General features: G+C 49.7%; 14 protein-coding genes. 1 reads left to right on the top strand and 13 read right to left on the bottom strand.

The features are described 5' to 3' along the window. Positions 1-87 precede the first annotated feature (87 nt). From JTN23_RS10270 to JTN23_RS10210, 13 genes are all read right to left on the bottom strand, one after another. Entirely contained in the window at positions 88-1,398 is a 1,311-nt protein-coding gene (locus tag JTN23_RS10270; protein WP_247234563.1) for a DUF4403 family protein, read from the bottom strand. Positions 1,399-1,531: 133 nt separating this feature from the next. Further along, on the bottom strand, positions 1,532-2,524 hold the full coding sequence (locus JTN23_RS10265) for a Smr/MutS family protein (protein ID WP_247234561.1): 993 nt from the start codon (positions 2,522-2,524) through the stop codon (positions 1,532-1,534). Positions 2,525-2,588: 64 nt separating this feature from the next. Next, entirely contained in the window at positions 2,589-3,503 is a 915-nt protein-coding gene (locus JTN23_RS10260) for a DUF2279 domain-containing protein (RefSeq protein WP_247234559.1), read from the bottom strand. 7 nt (positions 3,504-3,510) lie between these two features. Next, on the bottom strand, positions 3,511-5,589 hold the full coding sequence (locus JTN23_RS10255) for a vWA domain-containing protein (protein WP_247234557.1): 2,079 nt from the start codon (positions 5,587-5,589) through the stop codon (positions 3,511-3,513). A gap of 173 nt (positions 5,590-5,762) precedes the next feature. Continuing rightward, a complete protein-coding gene (fabG, locus tag JTN23_RS10250; RefSeq protein ID WP_247234555.1) occupies positions 5,763-6,509 on the bottom strand; it encodes a 3-oxoacyl-[acyl-carrier-protein] reductase in 747 nt (248 codons plus the stop codon). Between the two features lie 176 nt (positions 6,510-6,685). Beyond that, positions 6,686-9,223 carry an ATP-dependent Clp protease ATP-binding subunit gene (locus JTN23_RS10245; protein WP_247234553.1) on the bottom strand — a complete coding sequence of 846 codons (2,538 nt, stop codon included), beginning with the start codon at positions 9,221-9,223 and terminating at the stop codon, positions 6,686-6,688. A 52-nt stretch (positions 9,224-9,275) separates the two neighbouring features. Then, the gene (locus JTN23_RS10240; RefSeq protein WP_247234551.1) at positions 9,276-9,959 is read right to left on the bottom strand and encodes a WbqC family protein; all 684 of its coding nucleotides are present in this window, start codon (positions 9,957-9,959) and stop codon (positions 9,276-9,278) included. A gap of 115 nt (positions 9,960-10,074) precedes the next feature. Beyond that, complete coding sequence (locus tag JTN23_RS10235) at positions 10,075-10,698, bottom strand: L-threonylcarbamoyladenylate synthase (RefSeq protein WP_247234549.1); 624 nt, start codon at positions 10,696-10,698, stop codon at positions 10,075-10,077. Positions 10,699-10,709: 11 nt separating this feature from the next. Next, a complete protein-coding gene (locus JTN23_RS10230; RefSeq protein WP_247234547.1) occupies positions 10,710-11,720 on the bottom strand; it encodes a glycosyltransferase in 1,011 nt (336 codons plus the stop codon). 321 nt (positions 11,721-12,041) lie between these two features. Then, on the bottom strand, positions 12,042-12,965 hold the full coding sequence (locus JTN23_RS10225) for a YihY/virulence factor BrkB family protein (protein WP_247234545.1): 924 nt from the start codon (positions 12,963-12,965) through the stop codon (positions 12,042-12,044). An 8-nt stretch (positions 12,966-12,973) separates the two neighbouring features. Continuing rightward, complete coding sequence (locus tag JTN23_RS10220; RefSeq protein WP_247234543.1) at positions 12,974-13,393, bottom strand: acyl-CoA thioesterase; 420 nt, start codon at positions 13,391-13,393, stop codon at positions 12,974-12,976. A 49-nt stretch (positions 13,394-13,442) separates the two neighbouring features. Further along, complete coding sequence (gene mltG, locus JTN23_RS10215) at positions 13,443-14,477, bottom strand: endolytic transglycosylase MltG (RefSeq protein ID WP_247234540.1); 1,035 nt, start codon at positions 14,475-14,477, stop codon at positions 13,443-13,445. Positions 14,478-14,592: 115 nt separating this feature from the next. Next, positions 14,593-15,669: an Ldh family oxidoreductase gene (locus JTN23_RS10210; protein WP_247234539.1), complete on the bottom strand. Its 1,077-nt coding sequence runs from the start codon at positions 15,667-15,669 to the stop codon at positions 14,593-14,595. A gap of 339 nt (positions 15,670-16,008) precedes the next feature. Here JTN23_RS10210 and JTN23_RS10205 point away from each other — a divergent pair, with 339 nt between their 5' ends. Continuing rightward, entirely contained in the window at positions 16,009-16,635 is a 627-nt protein-coding gene (locus JTN23_RS10205) for a DUF502 domain-containing protein (protein ID WP_247234537.1), read from the top strand. The last annotated feature ends 93 nt before the right edge of the window (positions 16,636-16,728 follow it).

Here is a 16,728-nt window from a genome sequence, read left to right as displayed (position 1 = left end):
TACAAAGCTAAGAAATGTTTGCTTTGATTAGCGGCGAATATACTACAAAAACTAATTAATAATTGTTTTAGGCCACTTTTGCCTTACCTAGATCAACCCCTCGATTTTCAGATTGACCTTACCTGTAGCAAAGACAATCGCATAGATATGCTTGGGTGTCAGGTACACCCGGTCGGGTGTGATGTCGGTAAGTGACCCGTTCAGTTCCACCCCTTTAGTAACCTGGTAGTGCGTTAGAGTCTGCTGGATTTTCTTACGCGCCTCCTCGATCTGATCCCCCACCGGAAACACCATCTTTTTTTCGATCATCCGGCTAAATGTACTCTGCAGAAGCCAGCTGGCGGTTCTGAAAATTACGCTGCGGGTATCAAGATCGTAATCCAGGTGTTTCAGGGAGAGCATCCGGGTCTGGGGGTCGTAGTGGGGTATACCACGCAGGTAGATGTCCCCATTGATACTTCCTTTCAGTCCGGCCTTGATGATCAGCATGTCTTCCTGCCCGTACATCTCAATATTCGTAATCTGCACGGCATACCGGTCACCACCAAATGTAAAGGTCTCACCCATTAACTTATTTTTGGCCAATCGGGCCGCATCCTGGTAGGTGATCGTACTGATCAGCCCGACCCGGAAATTTTCGGGTACTTTATCGACGATCTGGAGGTCGGGCAGTTTGCTACTGCTGGTTGCGTCAGGCTTGTTTTTGGAGGTAACGGTCTGGGTATATCCCTTGAGCCCAATGCTGGTGTACAGTAGCTTGTTACGGGCCACTAGCGGAGTCATGACCACCGAGGTAGGTACCACTACCAGCCAGGTATCGTACTCTTCCGAAAGTAGCACCGGCTGCCGGGCCAGATCCCACGCCTCCTGTACGTATTTCTTTAATTCTATGTTCTTGCCAACCTGCTCGTCAATGGCCTTTGTAATTTTTTCAAAGTTCTTGTTGAGCAGTCGGCTCACCATAGACTTGATCGGGATGGAGAATCCGGCCACCTTCACGGATGGCTCCGATATCCAGTCGTAGCTGTCTACCTGAGTAGCCGATACGACCCGCCAGTCGGGCGTAACGTGTATCTTGGAAATAAACCGGATGCGCATGGCAAACTCCGTGTCTTTGTAGCCGGACATGGTAAAGCCCATCGGGCTGATCTTGTAGCCGGCACTGACCCATATCTTAATGGGTACATCAAACAGGAAAGTCGAATCCTGGGCAGAAACCCGGATGTCACTCAACTTCCATACTTTTGCTTTCAGGTTATCGTTTCCCTCGTCCTCGTAGCTATCGTCCTCGTAGATAAGTCCTTTGAGCTGCGCATTGATTTGTTTTTCCAACTCCGCAATGGGCATTTCGACCGGTACGTTCAGTACCGACATGTGTTTTTCGTTCTGGATCTGCATATCCGAGTAGAGGTATTTCTCCGCAGGAGCCTTAGGCTGCTGCGGGGCTTTGGGCTGGCACTGCCAGTGTAAACTACAAACTATTCCTAAAAAAAACAGCCAGAAGGCCCTGCGGCCCCCTGGCTTTAGGCTTTTACTTAATCTTGACGAGGGTAGCACCGTATCCAAATTTCTCTTTCTGGGCATCTTTGTAAAAATCAACGTTCTGATGGCGGCTCAGGCGACGATGCAGTTCGGCCCGAAGTACTCCGTTACCTACCCCATGTATAAAGGTAATCTCATCCATACCAGTGGCAATGGCTTGTTCCAGCTGTTGCTCGAATACCAGCAGCTGGGCCTCCAGCATATCCGCCTTGGAAAGTCGGGCGTAGTCGGGGCGGATCTTTTCAATGTGCAGATCCACCACTGGCTGTACACTTCCTCCCTTTACAACTGGTGCAGCGGTGGGCTCAGGCGAAAGCATTTTCTCCCGAAGTTCCTGAGCACTAACGGGTGCCTGGGCTTTGGGACTATCTGCGCCCTCTTCATCCAGCTGGTACAGGTAGGCTTCTTTCAGAAGTACCGGCACCTGCTGCTTCCGTTTATAAAACGACTGGGCCCGGCACTTAAGGCGCTTCTGGAAAGGCTCCCTGGCTTCAAAGGCTCCCTCTTTATGGTACAGCGCCTGCAGGTCAAAAGTCGGCCACGCCTCAAAATCCTTGATCAGCAGGTCGGTCATTTTCTGCGAAGTACGCGGTAACAGTACTCCCGCTGCCAGCCCGCTATGACGCCCTTCGTGGCTGGTCGCGAAAGTAAAGGGCAGCTTCCAGTCAGTATTGTTAATGAGGTGTACCGTTAGCTCGCGGTCGTTGATGGGCACAAAGGCCAGATAAATACCCTTCTGAGCAAATACTCCGGTACCCCGGGTGGGCGTGGGAGCGGCGGACCTGGATCTGGGCTCTTCCTTCACCGGTGGTTTGGACAGCCGCTGAGCTTCCATGGGAGACACAAGTACTACTTCCTGACGCAGAACCGGAATCCGGAACCCATCCTCGATTTCAATTTCAACCTGATTGCCCGGCAGAAAGCGTGAGATTATTCCCTCTTCGCGTCCGTGTACCAATCTTACTTTATCACCTATATTCATGTACGTAATCAATTAGTTATCTATACCCAGAAGCCTTACTACGGCTTCCGATTCCTTAATGGTCTTAGTAGTAAAGGGGATGAAAGGCAAAGCCTTTCCGGCTGATTTCCAGCGCCGGTGCCGGCACCTTCAACGAATTGAACATGAACCCCATAGTACGAACAAATTTACTGCGGGTTTTGATCTTTGTCAGGTCCACATCCAGTGACAGGTAGTACTGCCGGTAGGGCCTGTACCCTAGCTCAATACTTTTGCCTGTCTCACCGGCTACCATGTCATGAATGCCGTAGCCCGCTGATACGCATAGCCACGCCGGCCAGGCTGAGCCGGGGAAGAAAGAGCGCGGGCTCCACGAAAACCAGTACGTCTGGCCATTGTAGTCTTTGAGCCACCGCTCGGCCTTATTGCTCCCCAGTAGTTCAGGTCGCTGCTGAGCCAGGGATGTATAATGAAAGGAAAACTTAGGCTGAATGCGGATATCATCCCACACGAGTACCTGCCCGGCGAATAGCACCGGCCCTAGTACATTGGCAACCATATCGCCCGGCGAAAAACCATAGTCTGAAGAGAACCCGTCCAATATTTCGATGGGTGTCTGGAAAAAGAAACCGGATATGGCTCCGTAAATAACCGCCTGTCTCTTGCTTATACCCGTCCAGGTGTACATTTGAGTGGTGTGGCGCGAAATCTGGTAGGCAGTGTAAAGATGCCCCAACTTGTCCAATTGTTTCCACTCATGCGAATCATCTATGATCCTGAACTGCACCAGGGGGTTCTTATACCAGGTTTTGCTCAGTCCGTACAGGCTCCCGGCATAGAGAGCAGTCTGGGCCGCAAACATCCCGTGCAACTGCCGGTAGTTGGGCCTGCGTACCTGGGTTGTATCTGGTTCTGATGGATCAATCTCTCCTTCTCCTCTGACGGAGCTGGGATATAAACTTACAACTAGTAATAGAATTAGAAATTGTCGTAGAATCATGTAATAATTAGTAGCTACCGCTGTACTTCCTGAGCCCCCATTCGGTGGCAGCCAGGAGTAGCAGAAGGAAGAACAGCCATTTAAGATGTACCAGTTCTACCATTTCTTCGCTACTTTCCAGTCGATCAGGAGGGCGGTTAGCAGTCATCATCTGTACCAAACTTTCCAGGGTATTTGGCTGAACAAACTCCCCTCCCGTACGCTGCGCCAACTCCCTTAATAAGCCAAAATCGGCCGTTGTATTCAATGCTTCTATTTCGATATCCCGCACCACAAACTGCCCGCTTACGTCCTGCTGCCCGCCACGCATGTTGGCAGTCGCTTTGAAACGGTATACCCCTTCTCCTAATCCACTGATCTCGAAGCGCGGATTCTCAGCTGAATGGGTGTAGGTATAGGTCTGAGACTTGCCGGACTCATCGGTAATATCCAGGTGAACTTCCTGTCCGTATATCTTCTCATAAATATCGTTGTATACCTCCGTCTGGAAAGTTACCGTCTCACCGGCATCAAACTCCGCACTGATGGGGTATACCCTGAACTTGCGCTTGTCTTCCTTCACCGAAAGGAGTTGGATGACTTTTCGGAAAAGTTCGTCGACGATCACCTGCTTTTCGGTGATGGAGAATTCTTCCTGACGCCACTGCCACAGCCCCTCTCCTGCCAGTATAGCCACCTTACGGTCGCCGGCGGTATTGAGGGCCAGCAGAGGTTTGGTAGTAGCAACGCTACCTACCCGCTGGTACAGTACCACTTCGCTGCCCGGGGCCAGACGGTACTCACCAAAAGGCACCGAAAGGGGCGGAAGCCGTTCGAGCAGATCAAGCCCGGTGGCATCCAGATTCAGGAGTTGAAATGAATTGTTGAAGCGTCCGGTCACTTTGTCGATCTGTCCGGGATTACCGGCAATCTGTACCGTACGGCTCAAAGTACTGGTGGCGGCGGGAGCCGACTGGTTGCCCAGGATAAAGAAGATAGGCGTGTTTTTCTGCATCAGTCGCCGCACGTACTCATTACCCACTCCACCTACATCAGGAAGCTGGTGCAGAATGACCAGATCATACGGCTTTTCCAGAATATCGTTCAGGTTAGTCTCCGCCGACAGAGCCCGTACGTCCAGTTCGTAGTTTTCATTCTGCTCTATAATGCTACGCAGGGCCTTGATGTCCGGGTGGGGAGCCAGAGCCAGCAGCAGGATCTTCTCACGACCGTCGATGATATCGATGTACACTTCACGGCGATTGTTACGCGGGGTGAATTCACCGGCTATCCCTCCTACCTCAACGGTATAGTGCTGTACCCCTTTCTGAGCCGAAGAGGTATTGAAAGTAACTGACTTAAAGTAGTCGTTTTTGTCAATGACCACATTTTGTGTAGCGATGGTGCGTCCGCCCTGGCGCAGGCTGATGGTAGTACTTCGCCCGCCAAAGCCATTAGCTACTACATCGGCCTGAATCGGAAACTGATTGCCCAGGTATGCCACCCGGTTAGCTGTAACATTACGAATCTGAACATCGCGCTTAGGTACCGTATCACCAATGGCCACGGTATGTACCTTGAATGGGTAGTTGCCATAAGCGGGTGATACCCCCTGATTGACAATACCATCCGAAAGTAGTATAACGTCCGTCAGGTTCCGGCCTTCGTAATTACTCCGAACGTTGTTAAGAAGGCCCGAAAGATCCGTGGTTTTCTGGTTGAATTTAACGGAGTCCAGCGCGACCTCCGCAGCCGCCTGATCAAGCGTCTGCACACTCACTTCGTATCCCTGGTCTGCCAGTCGCTGTCTCGCTTCGTTAAGGAAACTAAGGGCAGGCTGCCCCAGCTGAGCAGTAGATTGCGAATTATCTACGGCCAGCACTATTTTGGCTTTGTCAACAGTGTTATCGGTACTCCTTACCAACGGACTTAGCAGCAGAAAGCAAATGATCGAAACCAGAGTACCTCGCAGAACCGCCAGAAATATATTGAGTCGCTTGCTCCACGATGGCTCCGGCTTATACAGCAGGTACGCATATATGGCGCCTACCAGTAAGCATAGCGGTATAAACCAAGGTGAAGTCGTAAAGAAAAGTTCAGATCGCATGGGTGAGGCTTAGGTCTCAGGTATATGTAGGTATCAGTAAGGTCATCAACAAGATACAACCATAACGATGAAAAACCCTATTGTGGTTTTCAGTTGTTTATAAAAACCCACTGAAAACCACAAAACATAATGAAAATAGCAAGTGAGCAGCCTCTTTTTTGCTAACGCTTTGACTAGGTAAGCATACCGCCGTCAACCTGTAGTACCTGTCCGGTGATGTACCTTGACATATCAGAAGCCAGGAATACACAGGCATCGGCTACCTCTTCGGCCTGCCCGCCGCGCTTCATCGGGATGGACTGCTTCCACTCTTCAACGGCTTTGGCATCGATAGCATCAGTCATCTCAGTTTCGATGAACCCGGGAGCTACGGCATTGGAACGTACATTGCGTGAACCCAGCTCAAGAGCTACTGATTTAGTAAATCCAACGATACCCGCTTTGGAAGCAGCATAGTTGGCCTGGCCAGCATTTCCCCTCAGACCTACTACCGATGTAATGTTTATAATGGACCCACTCTTGGCACGCATCATGGGCTTGATTGCCCCTTTGGTCAGGTTGAATACCGACTTCAGGTTGGTATTGATTACCGTGTCCCACTGTTCCTCGCTCATACGCATCAGCAGACCATCACGGGTAACTCCCGCGTTGTTCACCAGTACGTCCAGCTTTCCGAAGTCAGCTACTACATTGTTGATGAGTGTATCGGCGGCCTGAAAGTCGGAGGCATCCGAGCGATACCCCTTGGCTGTGATGCCATACTGCTGGAGCTCAGCTTCCAGAGCCTGTCCTTTTTCTACATTTGACAGATAGGTGAAGGCTACGTTGGCTCCCTCCTGGGCAAAACGGATAGCAATAGCACGACCGATGCCGCGCGAAGCTCCCGTCACGAGAGCCACTTTATTTTCCAGTAATTTCATGAAACTAGATCATTCAAATAGTAAAACCGGGCGCAAAAATAAGGGAATGAATACAACTGGACAAAAAAGCTTACTACCTGATCCCTCCTGGTGGACCATCTGTACCCGACAAAAAGCCGCTAAAACAAGAAAGGCAGGCCAATTGGCCTGCCTTTCTTTCTGTTTATTTTATAGGATTACCCGTTGTTGGTAACCTCTTCTTCTTTCTTCCGAACAGTGATAGTCAGTTGTTCACTGCTACCATCGTGATCAGCGACCAGGATATCTCCTTCGCGCAGGTCTCCTTTAAGGATCTCTTCGGCGATTGGATCTTCGAGGTACTTCTGAATAGCGCGGTTGAGCGGACGGGCACCGTACTGAGGATCGTAGCCTTTCTCAGACAGGAAGTCTTTGGCGGCAATGGTCAGTTCGATTTCGTAACCCAGTCCTTTCACACGGCTGAACAGTTTGCCCAGTGAGATATCGATGATATGGTGCAGATCTTCGCGCTGCAGAGAGTTGAACACGATCACGTCGTCGAGACGGTTCAGGAACTCCGGTGAGAAGGCCTTACGAAGCGCGCTCTGAATGGTGCTCCGCATGATCTCATCCTGGTTTTCAGCCTTAGCCTTGGTTGAGAAACCGATTCCGGTACCAAAATCTTTCAGGTCACGCGCTCCAATGTTGGAGGTCATGATGATGATGGTGTTACGGAAGTCTACGCGGCGACCCAGACCATCGGTCAGGATACCATCGTCGAGTACCTGCAGCAGGATATTAAATACATCCGGGTGCGCTTTCTCGATCTCATCCAGCAGTACTACGCTGTATGGCTTACGACGTATCTTCTCGGTCAGCTGACCGCCTTCTTCGTAACCTACGTAGCCCGGAGGCGCTCCCACCAAGCGAGATACACTGAATTTCTCCATGTACTCACTCATATCGATACGTACCAGCGCATCGTCCTTATCAAACAGGTAGGTAGCAAGTACCTTGGCAAGCTCCGTCTTACCTACCCCGGTAGGTCCGAGGAAGATGAACGAACCGATTGGCTTCTTAGGATCTTTCAGACCGACACGTGTACGCTGAATCGCTTTTACCAGCTTTTCAATGGCTGCGTCCTGGCCGATCACTTTGCCTTTCAGCTCCTCCGACATATTGAGCAGCTTCTTACCTTCGTCAAGCGACACGTTGGTAACAGGGATACCTGTCATCATCGCTACTACTTCGGCCACGTTCTGCTCAGTTACCGTATAGCGCTTCTTCTTGGTCTCCTCTTCCCAGGCCTGCTTGGCCCGATCAAGTTGATCGATCAGTTTTTTCTCACGGTCACGCAGCTGCGCTGCCTCTTCGTATTTCTGGCTCTTAACAACCCGGTTCTTCTCCTGCTTGATATTCTCGATCTGCTCTTCGAGCTTCAGGATATCCTCAGGAACCGTGATGTTGCTGATATGGACACGGGCACCTACCTCATCCAGTACGTCGATGGCTTTGTCGGGCAGGAAGCGGTCGGTGATGTAACGCTCCGAAAGCTTTACTGCTGACTCAATCGCATCATCGGTATAGTTTACGTGGTGGTGATCCTCGTATTTGTCTTTAATATTTTCCAGGATCTGGATGGTTTCTTCCACCGAAGTAGCATCTACCATGACCATCTGGAAACGACGGGCCAAAGCACCATCTTTCTCAATATACTGACGGTATTCGTCAAGGGTAGTAGCACCGATGCACTGGATTTCGCCACGGGCCAGAGCCGGCTTGAACATGTTGGAGGCATCCAGCGAGCCAGAGGCTCCACCAGCTCCTACAATGGTATGTAGCTCGTCAATAAACAGGATTACATCCGGTGATTTCTCCAGCTCATTCATCACAGCCTTCATACGCTCTTCAAACTGACCGCGGTACTTGGTACCTGCTACCAGCGAAGCCAGGTCCAGCGTAACTACCCGCTTTCCAAACAGTACGCGTGATACTTTCTTCTGTACGATACGGAGGGCCAGACCTTCAGCAATGGCGGTCTTACCAACTCCCGGCTCACCGATCAGAATGGGGTTATTCTTTTTACGGCGGCTCAGGATCTGAGCTACACGTTCGATTTCTTTTTCACGACCTACGATTGGGTCGAGCTTACCTACTTCGGCCAGCTTGGTCAGATCGCGTCCAAAGTTATCCAGTACAGGTGTGCGAGACTTCTCAGCTCCCTTGGACTCTTTGCCTGATCCGCTTCCGCCAAACATACCACCCCGTGGGTCGTCGTCGCCATCGTCGGTTTCGGGTCCCATGTGCGGACGAGTACCTGATGATTGATATTCCAGCATCTCTTTAATTACTTCGTAGTTAACATTGAATTTATGAAGTATCTGGGTTGCCACATTGTCCTCATCACGCAGGATGGAGAGCAACAGATGCTCAGTACCGATAAGTGGGCTCTTGAATATCTTGGCTTCCAGATAAGTAATCTTCAAGACCTTCTCTGACTGGCGGGTCAGAGGGATATTCTGTAGATTCTTGACATTATTTGTAGCGGATCCCTTGGTGGCCTGCTCGATAGTCATGCGGACTTCGTCCAGCGAAACCCCCAGCTTTTTGAGAAGACCTATTGCTACACCTTCGCCTTCACGTATCATTCCCAGCAATAAGTGCTCCGCCCCAATATAATCATGACCTAGCCGGAGCGCCTCTTCGCGACTCAGGGAGATCACTTCTTTGACTCTATTTGAAAATTTTGCTTCCATGTATAGGCAGGAGTATTTTAGTATCTCTTATATAATTTGTAACGAATATTTTTCAGGCTTTGTTCAATCCAGACAAAATTGTTGGCTGAATGGATTCGGTAAGAATGCGGCGTGCTTCAGGCCCCTGATTGAACAGCAAATCAACAATACTCAAGTTAGGTACAAAATCGTTGCCAAAGGTCTGGTAATAGGAGGTACTTTTATAAAAAACCTCCGCAGAGTCCTTTTTTTTGTCGTTAATCAACGATCTGGCATCAAAAATATTTGAAGGAACATTTTCGGAATATGACATATTGTACCTTATGTCTTTCTTTATGCCTATAAGTCGCAGACACAATGTCAGTAACTCATAGTTCAGATCGAAGAGGTACTCAGGCTTACGCCGGTATATTTCTTCCAGATAGGGAGCGTAGTATTCAAAGTATGGCGACTTACCGTAGGCTGACTGAAAGCACCCCCAGTGTCTGCGAATCCAGTCCTGTCCGTAGTCTATTAGTACTTCCCGGACGGGAGCTTTCTTACTACCCGCCTGAACCGGCACCGTCAGCACATCTACCTTGTTTGTAGTCAGCACGTAGCACCGGTTTCGGTAGGTCTGCTTGGGGTAGTTTTCCTGCGTCTCTAGCCAGATTATATCGTGGCTCATCAGGCAGGTAAAGTAGGCCAGGCTGGGCAGGTAATGCAGTTCGATCAGTACTTCCTTAGGGGCGTCAATCTGAGTTGCTAATTCTGCCATTACCAAATATGGCGAAGAGGAGGGAATTTATCAAAAAAATGATAGAAAATAATTTAGAAAACCTCCAATCCGGACACCCTGCTGGCTGCAGGTACAATTTCCGGAAGGGGTACGGCTAATACATCTCGATTTGCCCTAGCCCCTCACGGATTACCTCGAAGGTATCGTCAGTAGCGTCAATAATGGTAGAAGGAACATTGCCACCATATCCGCCATCAATGACTATATCTACCAGATTCTTGAATTTCTCATAGATTAATTCGGGATCAGTAGAGTACTCGATCACCTCGTCATCGTCACGTATGGAAGTAGTAATGATAGGATTGCCGAGCTCGCGCACGATCTGGCGGGGGATGTTATTGTCGGGTACGCGTATACCTACGGTCTTCTTGTTGGCATTCAGTAGCTTTGGTACTTTTGAGCTGGTCCAGAGTACAAAAGTGAAGGGCCCGGGTAATGCCTTCTTCATCAGCTTAAAGCCGGCATTACTTACTTTGGCATAATCAGCAATATGACTTAGATCATAACAAATAAAAGAAAAGTCACTTTTGTCCGGCTTGATGCCCTTAATTCGTGCAACTTTTTCAACAGCCTTAGCATTGTGGATATCGCACCCCAGCCCATAGATGGTGTCGGTTGGATAGATCACGAGCCCGCCGCCCCTTAGGCACTCGGCTACCTGGCGAATCTTTCTTTCTTCGGGATTGTCCGGATGTATACGTATGAGTTCTGCTGCCATAGGTTGTTATATCAGGTTTCTGATATAACAAAGTTAGGCACTATTTCTTCTGAGCGAAACCGAGATTTTTGAAAATAGGTGAGATAAAGACGGTACAAGCCGCTAACCGGCAGACGTAGCCGGCATAGCAGCACAATGGCCTCCGTGAGCAGATCAGGATCTTCGATGTAGTTAAGGAGCTTGCGGTAGCGCATAGCCAGCTCAAACTCCTGGGCGTAGAAGCACTTCCGGATAAAAGTCCGGATCCGGCGCGCCAGAATATCAAATTCCTCCTGCGTGCGGTTCAGATCGTAGGCTTTGTTACATACCGCGTAGGTCGACTCCAGGATGCCGCTGTTCTTCTTATATACATAGGTAGACAGCGAGTCGGCCACTACCCTTTTATAGGTCAGTACTTCATCCTGATAGAAATACTTGTACTTAACTGATGACCGCACCCAGAAGTCGAAGTCTTCGTACGTGAGGGTTTCGTCGTAGCCGCCGAGCTCTTCCAGCACGCTGCGGCGCATCATCATGGTTGGCGTACATATAAAGTACTTCTTGAGTATTTCTTTATATACATCTCCGGAGGGCACGGGTACCTCGGTTTTCTCTTCCTCACCTACCTGGTAGTGGTAGTGAAGCAACCGGTCGTCGGCATCCATGTAGCGGGCATTGGAGAATATAACCCCATACTCATACGAAAGCATCTCGAAGGCTTCCACCTGCCGCTCGATCCGGCGGGGCAGCATCACATCGTCACCCGAAAGATCTATGATGTATTTGCCCGTCGCTAGCCGTAACCCCTGATTAAAGGCTGAGCATAACCCCCTGTTGGTATCGTTGCGGATAAACTTTACGGTAGGATAGATGTTAAGGATATCTTCAATGGTTGAAACGGAGCCGTCGGTACTGCCATTGTCAATTACAATAAGTTCTACATTAGGGTAGGTCTGAGTAAGTACCGAGCGTAAGGCAGCTCCCACATATGATTGTTGATTATAAACGGTGCATATAACAGATACAGGGGTATATCTTGCCATACTTTTAGTGCTTTTAAGTGTGTTGATTAGTCGGGAGATACTTCGAAATTTTTTCCTAGTTACAAGTAATGTTTTAAAAAACATAAAAAATTGTGTGTACGGTAAAGCCAGCGCAACCCGCTTCTACTCATCAAACAATTATATAGGTAACAAGGTATTGTCAATCAGAAACTTATACACATACATCACAAGTTACATTAACTTTTGGCATGATATTAGCTCTGTGTTGCGCAGGAATTGATGTGTTACGGTGCTACCGGACATCTGTTTTTATGGGTTAGGGTAATACATAAAATGCCGGGCTTTTAGTAGGTCCGGCATTTATTGTTCATGAGGGGGCCGACTGCGCCTGGCCATAATGATGCTCGCGTTGATTTCGAAGCCGAAAATCAGGAGAAGGGCAATCAGGTAAAGCCAGATCATGAAGGCGATCATGGTACCTATAGAGCCGTATAGTTTGTTATAAGATCCGAAGTTGGAGAGGTAGAAGGAAAAGGCATACGTAGATAGTACAATGAGAGCAGAGGCTACCAGGGATCCTATATTAAAGAATGACATCCGGACCGACCGGTTAGGAGCAAAACGATAAATAATAGACACCGCCACCGTAAGCATAGTTAAGGTTATAAGGTACCGTGTAACGTTGACAAACATGAATATCCAGGCATCACGGATAACGTTCCAATCTGCCACCACGGCCATAACACGGTCTCCCACGATCAGCAGCACTACCGCTACAAAGAGCACTACGGCCAGCAGCAGCGTAAGCATAAGGGCAATGGCGCGGGTTTTCAGAAAGCTCCGGTTCTCTACATCCCGGTATACCATATTAAAAGCACGCATCAGCGATACCATGCCATTGGTAGCCGTCACAAGCGTCAGCAGAAAACCCACTGAGAGCACCCCTCTGCGCGGGCGGCTTACAATATCCTGAATGGTCTGATTGGCTTCAACGTAGATCCCCCTGGGAATTAGCTCCCGCAGGAGCTCCATGATCTGCGCATCCAGGTCCTCGATGGGAATGTAGGGAATGAGGGTAAACAGGAAAATAATGGCCGGAAACGAAGCCAGCGTCAGGCTGAAAGCCACTGCCGTGGCCCGCTGGTCAATATCGTGGACCAGTATCTTTTCGGTAAGGTTAACCAGGATATCGTACAACGAGACGGTCCCCCGGAAGAGTTTGGTAGTACGTAACCATTGCCCTATCCGCTGCTGAACAGGATGATTCAATAGTTTCTGGAGCATCAGGCTTTTTAGTTAGCGCCCTGAAAGTACGGACGCAGTTTATCTAACAAAGCCGGCGGGGCAGCACATAAGCGGCCCGAATCCCGGCGCTGAAAAACCAGCGTGGTTTCACCAACATTTAGCAATATACCATCCTGATTCCAGATTTCATAGTCAAATACTACCCGAGCCGTGGGTAGTGTCCGAATAATGACCTTGATCGTGAGCAGGTCATCGTACCGCGCGGGCTTCAGGTACCTAAACCGACTCTCGTACACGGGCATCATCACACCCGAATCCTCCATTTCCTTATAATGGTAATCCAGAGTACGGAGTGCTTCTACCCGCCCTATCTCGTAGTAGCGCGCGTAGTTGCCGTAGTACACATACCCCATCTGGTCGGTATCGGCGTATCGCACCCGGATACCTGTTACTTCGTAGGTAAACATGAAAAAGTTATTAAAAACCAGTGGCCCCTTACGGGGCCACTTCTACTGGTTACTGCTTAATGTTCAGCCGGTTGAGTGCCTGCTGGTAGTCACGGGCGTTTTTCATGTGATCCTCGTAGTTCTCGGCAAAGGCATGGTAGCCCGAGAAGTCGGCCCGCGCACAGAAATAGATGTACTTGTGGTCCTCGCGATTCAGTACGGCATCGATAGAGGTAGGTGCCGGCAGATTGATAGGCCCCGGAGGCAGACCTACATTGCGGTAGGTATTGTAGGGGGACTTGATCTGCGTGTGGTAGTTGAGTACCCGACGAATAGAGAAATCACGCCAGGCAAATACTATAGTAGGGTCAGCCTGCAGAGGCATGCCCTGCTCCATGCGGTTGAGGTATACACCGGCTACGCGTGGTTTTTCATCTTCTTTCTTGGTTTCGGCCTCCACGATCGACGCCAGTACGGTTACTTGGGTAGGGGTCATGTTCATAGCCTTGGCTTTGGCCTTACGCTCATCCGTCCAGAACTTCTCGTACTCGCTGTGCATACGGTCCAGGAACTTCTCAGTCGATACATTCCAGTATATCTCATAGGTATTGGGCAGGAACATAGATACCACCGTCACCGTATCGAAGCCGTACTTCTGGCTCACCTCCGGGCTATTCAGGGCCTCACGCAGCCCTTCAGCTCCAAAGGCAAACCGGGGCCCAATGCGGGCTATGAGGTCGTCCTTGAGGCGTATGTTATTAAAGGTAAGCTTTACAGCATCCTGATCTCCCGCTTTCAGCTTTTTGATGATGGGGTAGTTAGGCGTGTTGGGCTTGATCACATACCGTCCCGGCTTTATGCTTTCAGGATAGTCGAGCAGCTTGGCCAGAAACTGGAACGACACGTAGTCATTGACAACCTCGTGCTTCTTAAGGGTATCCAGTACGGTCTGGTAGGTAGCTTTTTCGGGAATAAGCAGCACAAAGCTGTCTTCCTTCTCTAACTGTAAGTTCGGCGTTTTGAAAATCTGCCAGAAATAAAAGGTGAACGTAGTGACGAGAATCGCCAGAGTAATGAATATTCCTATCTTAAAATTACGAGACATAGGTATCTATAATTTGTAAATCTGTTAACTGTTCAGGATGTAAACCTTGTACTACCAACGGGTTATATGGTTATTTTAGGTTGAAATCGTTCATACAATTTTAGAGCCAGCCGGATTATTGTGCTTCAAAGTCGAGCCCAAAGCGTTGTGCCAGCTCACTAAGCGACTGTACCACCGGCGGCAGCAGATCGATGCCTTCCTTACGGCGCAGCGCCTCGGTCTCCCGCTCCGGATCACCCGGTATCAGTACCTGCTTGCCCTCCACAGCTCTGGCTTTCCGGAACGCCCGGATCCAGTTGTCCATGTGGCTCTTGAATTCGTCGGCTGGCCGGAATCCATCAACGCGCATAGCGCCCAGAAAGTGTCCGGTGCCCATGCCCACTCCCTCCTGCGCGGCCATAAAGCCAGCCGTCGCGAAAGGCGGTACCCACGGGCCATAGTTGGCACCCGATAGTACTCCGGAAAATATATCCACGATGGCTCCCAGGCCATAGCCTTTGTGGCTGCCGTGCTCCCGATCCGACCCCAGCGGAAGCAGCCCTCCCCCGCTCTTTACGGCGTTGGAGTCGGTGGTAGGCTGGCCGTCGGCATCCTGCGCCCAGCCCAGCGGAGCAGGTAGCCCCTTGCGCTGCAGGATTTCAAACTTACCATACGCTACGGCCGTGGAGGCGAAGTCCGCTACAAAAGGGGGTTCGTCCTGAGCGGGTACGGCTACGGCCACCGGATTAGTACCCAGCATCTTGTCCAGCGAAAAGGTAGGTACCACCAGCGGAGCGGCATTGGTCATGGTCCAGCCGATCATATCTTTCTCAAGGGCCATCATAGCATGGTACCCCGCGATGCCAAAATGGTTGGAATTACGGACGGAGATCCAGCCTGATCCTACCTTCTCCGCTTTTTCCATGGCAATGTGCATGGCTTTGGGAGCTACGACCAGGCCCAGACCGCGGTCTCCGTCTACAACGGCCGTGCTGGGTGTCTCGTGGACTACACGTATATTGGGAGCAGGATTGAGACGACCGTGATCATACAGACGTACGTAACCAGCCAGCCGGGCGATGCCGTGTGAATCGACTCCGCGCAGATCCGCACTTACCAAAACTTCGGCGGCCAGAGCGGCCTGATCATCCGGACACCCTATACTTTTGAAAACCTCCTCCGTAAAACGTTGTAAATAGTCGGCCTGATACATATAAATAATTATAAATGAGGAGTTATATCCTTCTATTTAAAATATATTATTTTCAACTTTGTAAATAGAATGCCGCAAATATCAGAATAGCCAGACTTGTTACAAAGTACCTTTCGAAATAAGCTTCGCTAATCCGTAAGACAGTGGACGCTTCCGGAGGTGATTACGGGAAAATACAATTTATTAAACGGTAGTGTATTCGTCTCATTTTGGGGAACCTACTCCGGTATTGCCGGGTTGACTACTACAGCAGGAGCAGCTCCGACGAGATACATGTGTGGCAGATAAATGAGCATTTTATATAGCTATAAATAACCTTTACCCATTACTCCGCAATCTATGGAGATCCAAAATGCTTTTCTTAAACGAATCCTCAACTACTTTGTAAGAGGACTTGTGCTGGTAGCGCCTACGTACTTTACCATCCTGATCATCTGGTCGGGGATAGAGTTTCTGGATAGTATCCTGCCTATCTATATACCCGTATCCGAAAAACGGTCGGTGTATCTGCCGGGCCTCGGGGTACTGATCATCCTGTCGGGCATTATCATGCTGGGCTTCTTTTTCTCAACGGTAGTACCACAGTCCTTTTTCAAATTCAGCGAAGGGCTCCTGCGCAAAATTCCGCTCGTAAGTATCATCTACTATTCGATCAAGGACCTGATCACGGCCTTTGTGGGAGACAAGAAGAAATTTAACCAGCCCGTGCTCGTGACCATCAACCGCGACTCCGACATCAGAAAGCTGGGCTTCATCACCCAGACGGACCTGAGTCACCTGCATATCAAGGACTTCATAGCCGTGTACCTGCCTCACTCCTACGCTTTTTCGGGGGAGTTGTTTATTGTACCTATCGAGAATGTAACGCTGCTTAACGCTACCAGTGCCGACATTATGAAGATGATCGTGTCGGGTGGAGTATCGGTAAAAGCCACCGTAGTGGAGGAAAGAGCTGAGGTAAGTTAGTTTGATTTTCGGCCTTTTTTCGCAACAAACCTGACATACTGCCCGTTTAGTTTTAAAGAGGAAGTTTCCTTATAGTCGAAAAAAGGGGCCAGG

Origin of the sequence: Telluribacter roseus, from assembly GCF_017355915.2 — a bacterium.
In the GTDB taxonomy this organism is placed as follows: domain Bacteria; phylum Bacteroidota; class Bacteroidia; order Cytophagales; family Spirosomataceae; genus Telluribacter.
The sequence above is the reverse complement of the archived record's forward strand: the minus strand, read 5'-3'. Positions and strand labels throughout refer to the sequence as shown.

Coding starts and splice junctions, on each gene's coding strand:
- JTN23_RS10270 (WP_247234563.1), bottom strand. CDS start 1,398: ATGCAGATCCAGAACGAAAAACACATGTCGGTACTGAACGTACCGGTC.
- JTN23_RS10265 (WP_247234561.1), bottom strand. CDS start 2,524: ATGAATATAGGTGATAAAGTAAGATTGGTACACGGACGCGAAGAGGGA.
- JTN23_RS10260 (WP_247234559.1), bottom strand. CDS start 3,503: ATGATTCTACGACAATTTCTAATTCTATTACTAGTTGTAAGTTTATAT.
- JTN23_RS10255 (WP_247234557.1), bottom strand. CDS start 5,589: ATGCGATCTGAACTTTTCTTTACGACTTCACCTTGGTTTATACCGCTA.
- fabG (WP_247234555.1), bottom strand. CDS start 6,509: ATGAAATTACTGGAAAATAAAGTGGCTCTCGTGACGGGAGCTTCGCGC.
- JTN23_RS10245 (WP_247234553.1), bottom strand. CDS start 9,223: ATGGAAGCAAAATTTTCAAATAGAGTCAAAGAAGTGATCTCCCTGAGT.
- JTN23_RS10240 (WP_247234551.1), bottom strand. CDS start 9,959: ATGGCAGAATTAGCAACTCAGATTGACGCCCCTAAGGAAGTACTGATC.
- JTN23_RS10235 (WP_247234549.1), bottom strand. CDS start 10,698: ATGGCAGCAGAACTCATACGTATACATCCGGACAATCCCGAAGAAAGA.
- JTN23_RS10230 (WP_247234547.1), bottom strand. CDS start 11,720: ATGGCAAGATATACCCCTGTATCTGTTATATGCACCGTTTATAATCAA.
- JTN23_RS10225 (WP_247234545.1), bottom strand. CDS start 12,965: ATGCTCCAGAAACTATTGAATCATCCTGTTCAGCAGCGGATAGGGCAA.
- JTN23_RS10220 (WP_247234543.1), bottom strand. CDS start 13,393: ATGTTTACCTACGAAGTAACAGGTATCCGGGTGCGATACGCCGATACC.
- mltG (WP_247234540.1), bottom strand. CDS start 14,477: ATGTCTCGTAATTTTAAGATAGGAATATTCATTACTCTGGCGATTCTC.
- JTN23_RS10210 (WP_247234539.1), bottom strand. CDS start 15,669: ATGTATCAGGCCGACTATTTACAACGTTTTACGGAGGAGGTTTTCAAA.
- JTN23_RS10205 (WP_247234537.1), top strand. CDS start 16,009: ATGGAGATCCAAAATGCTTTTCTTAAACGAATCCTCAACTACTTTGTA.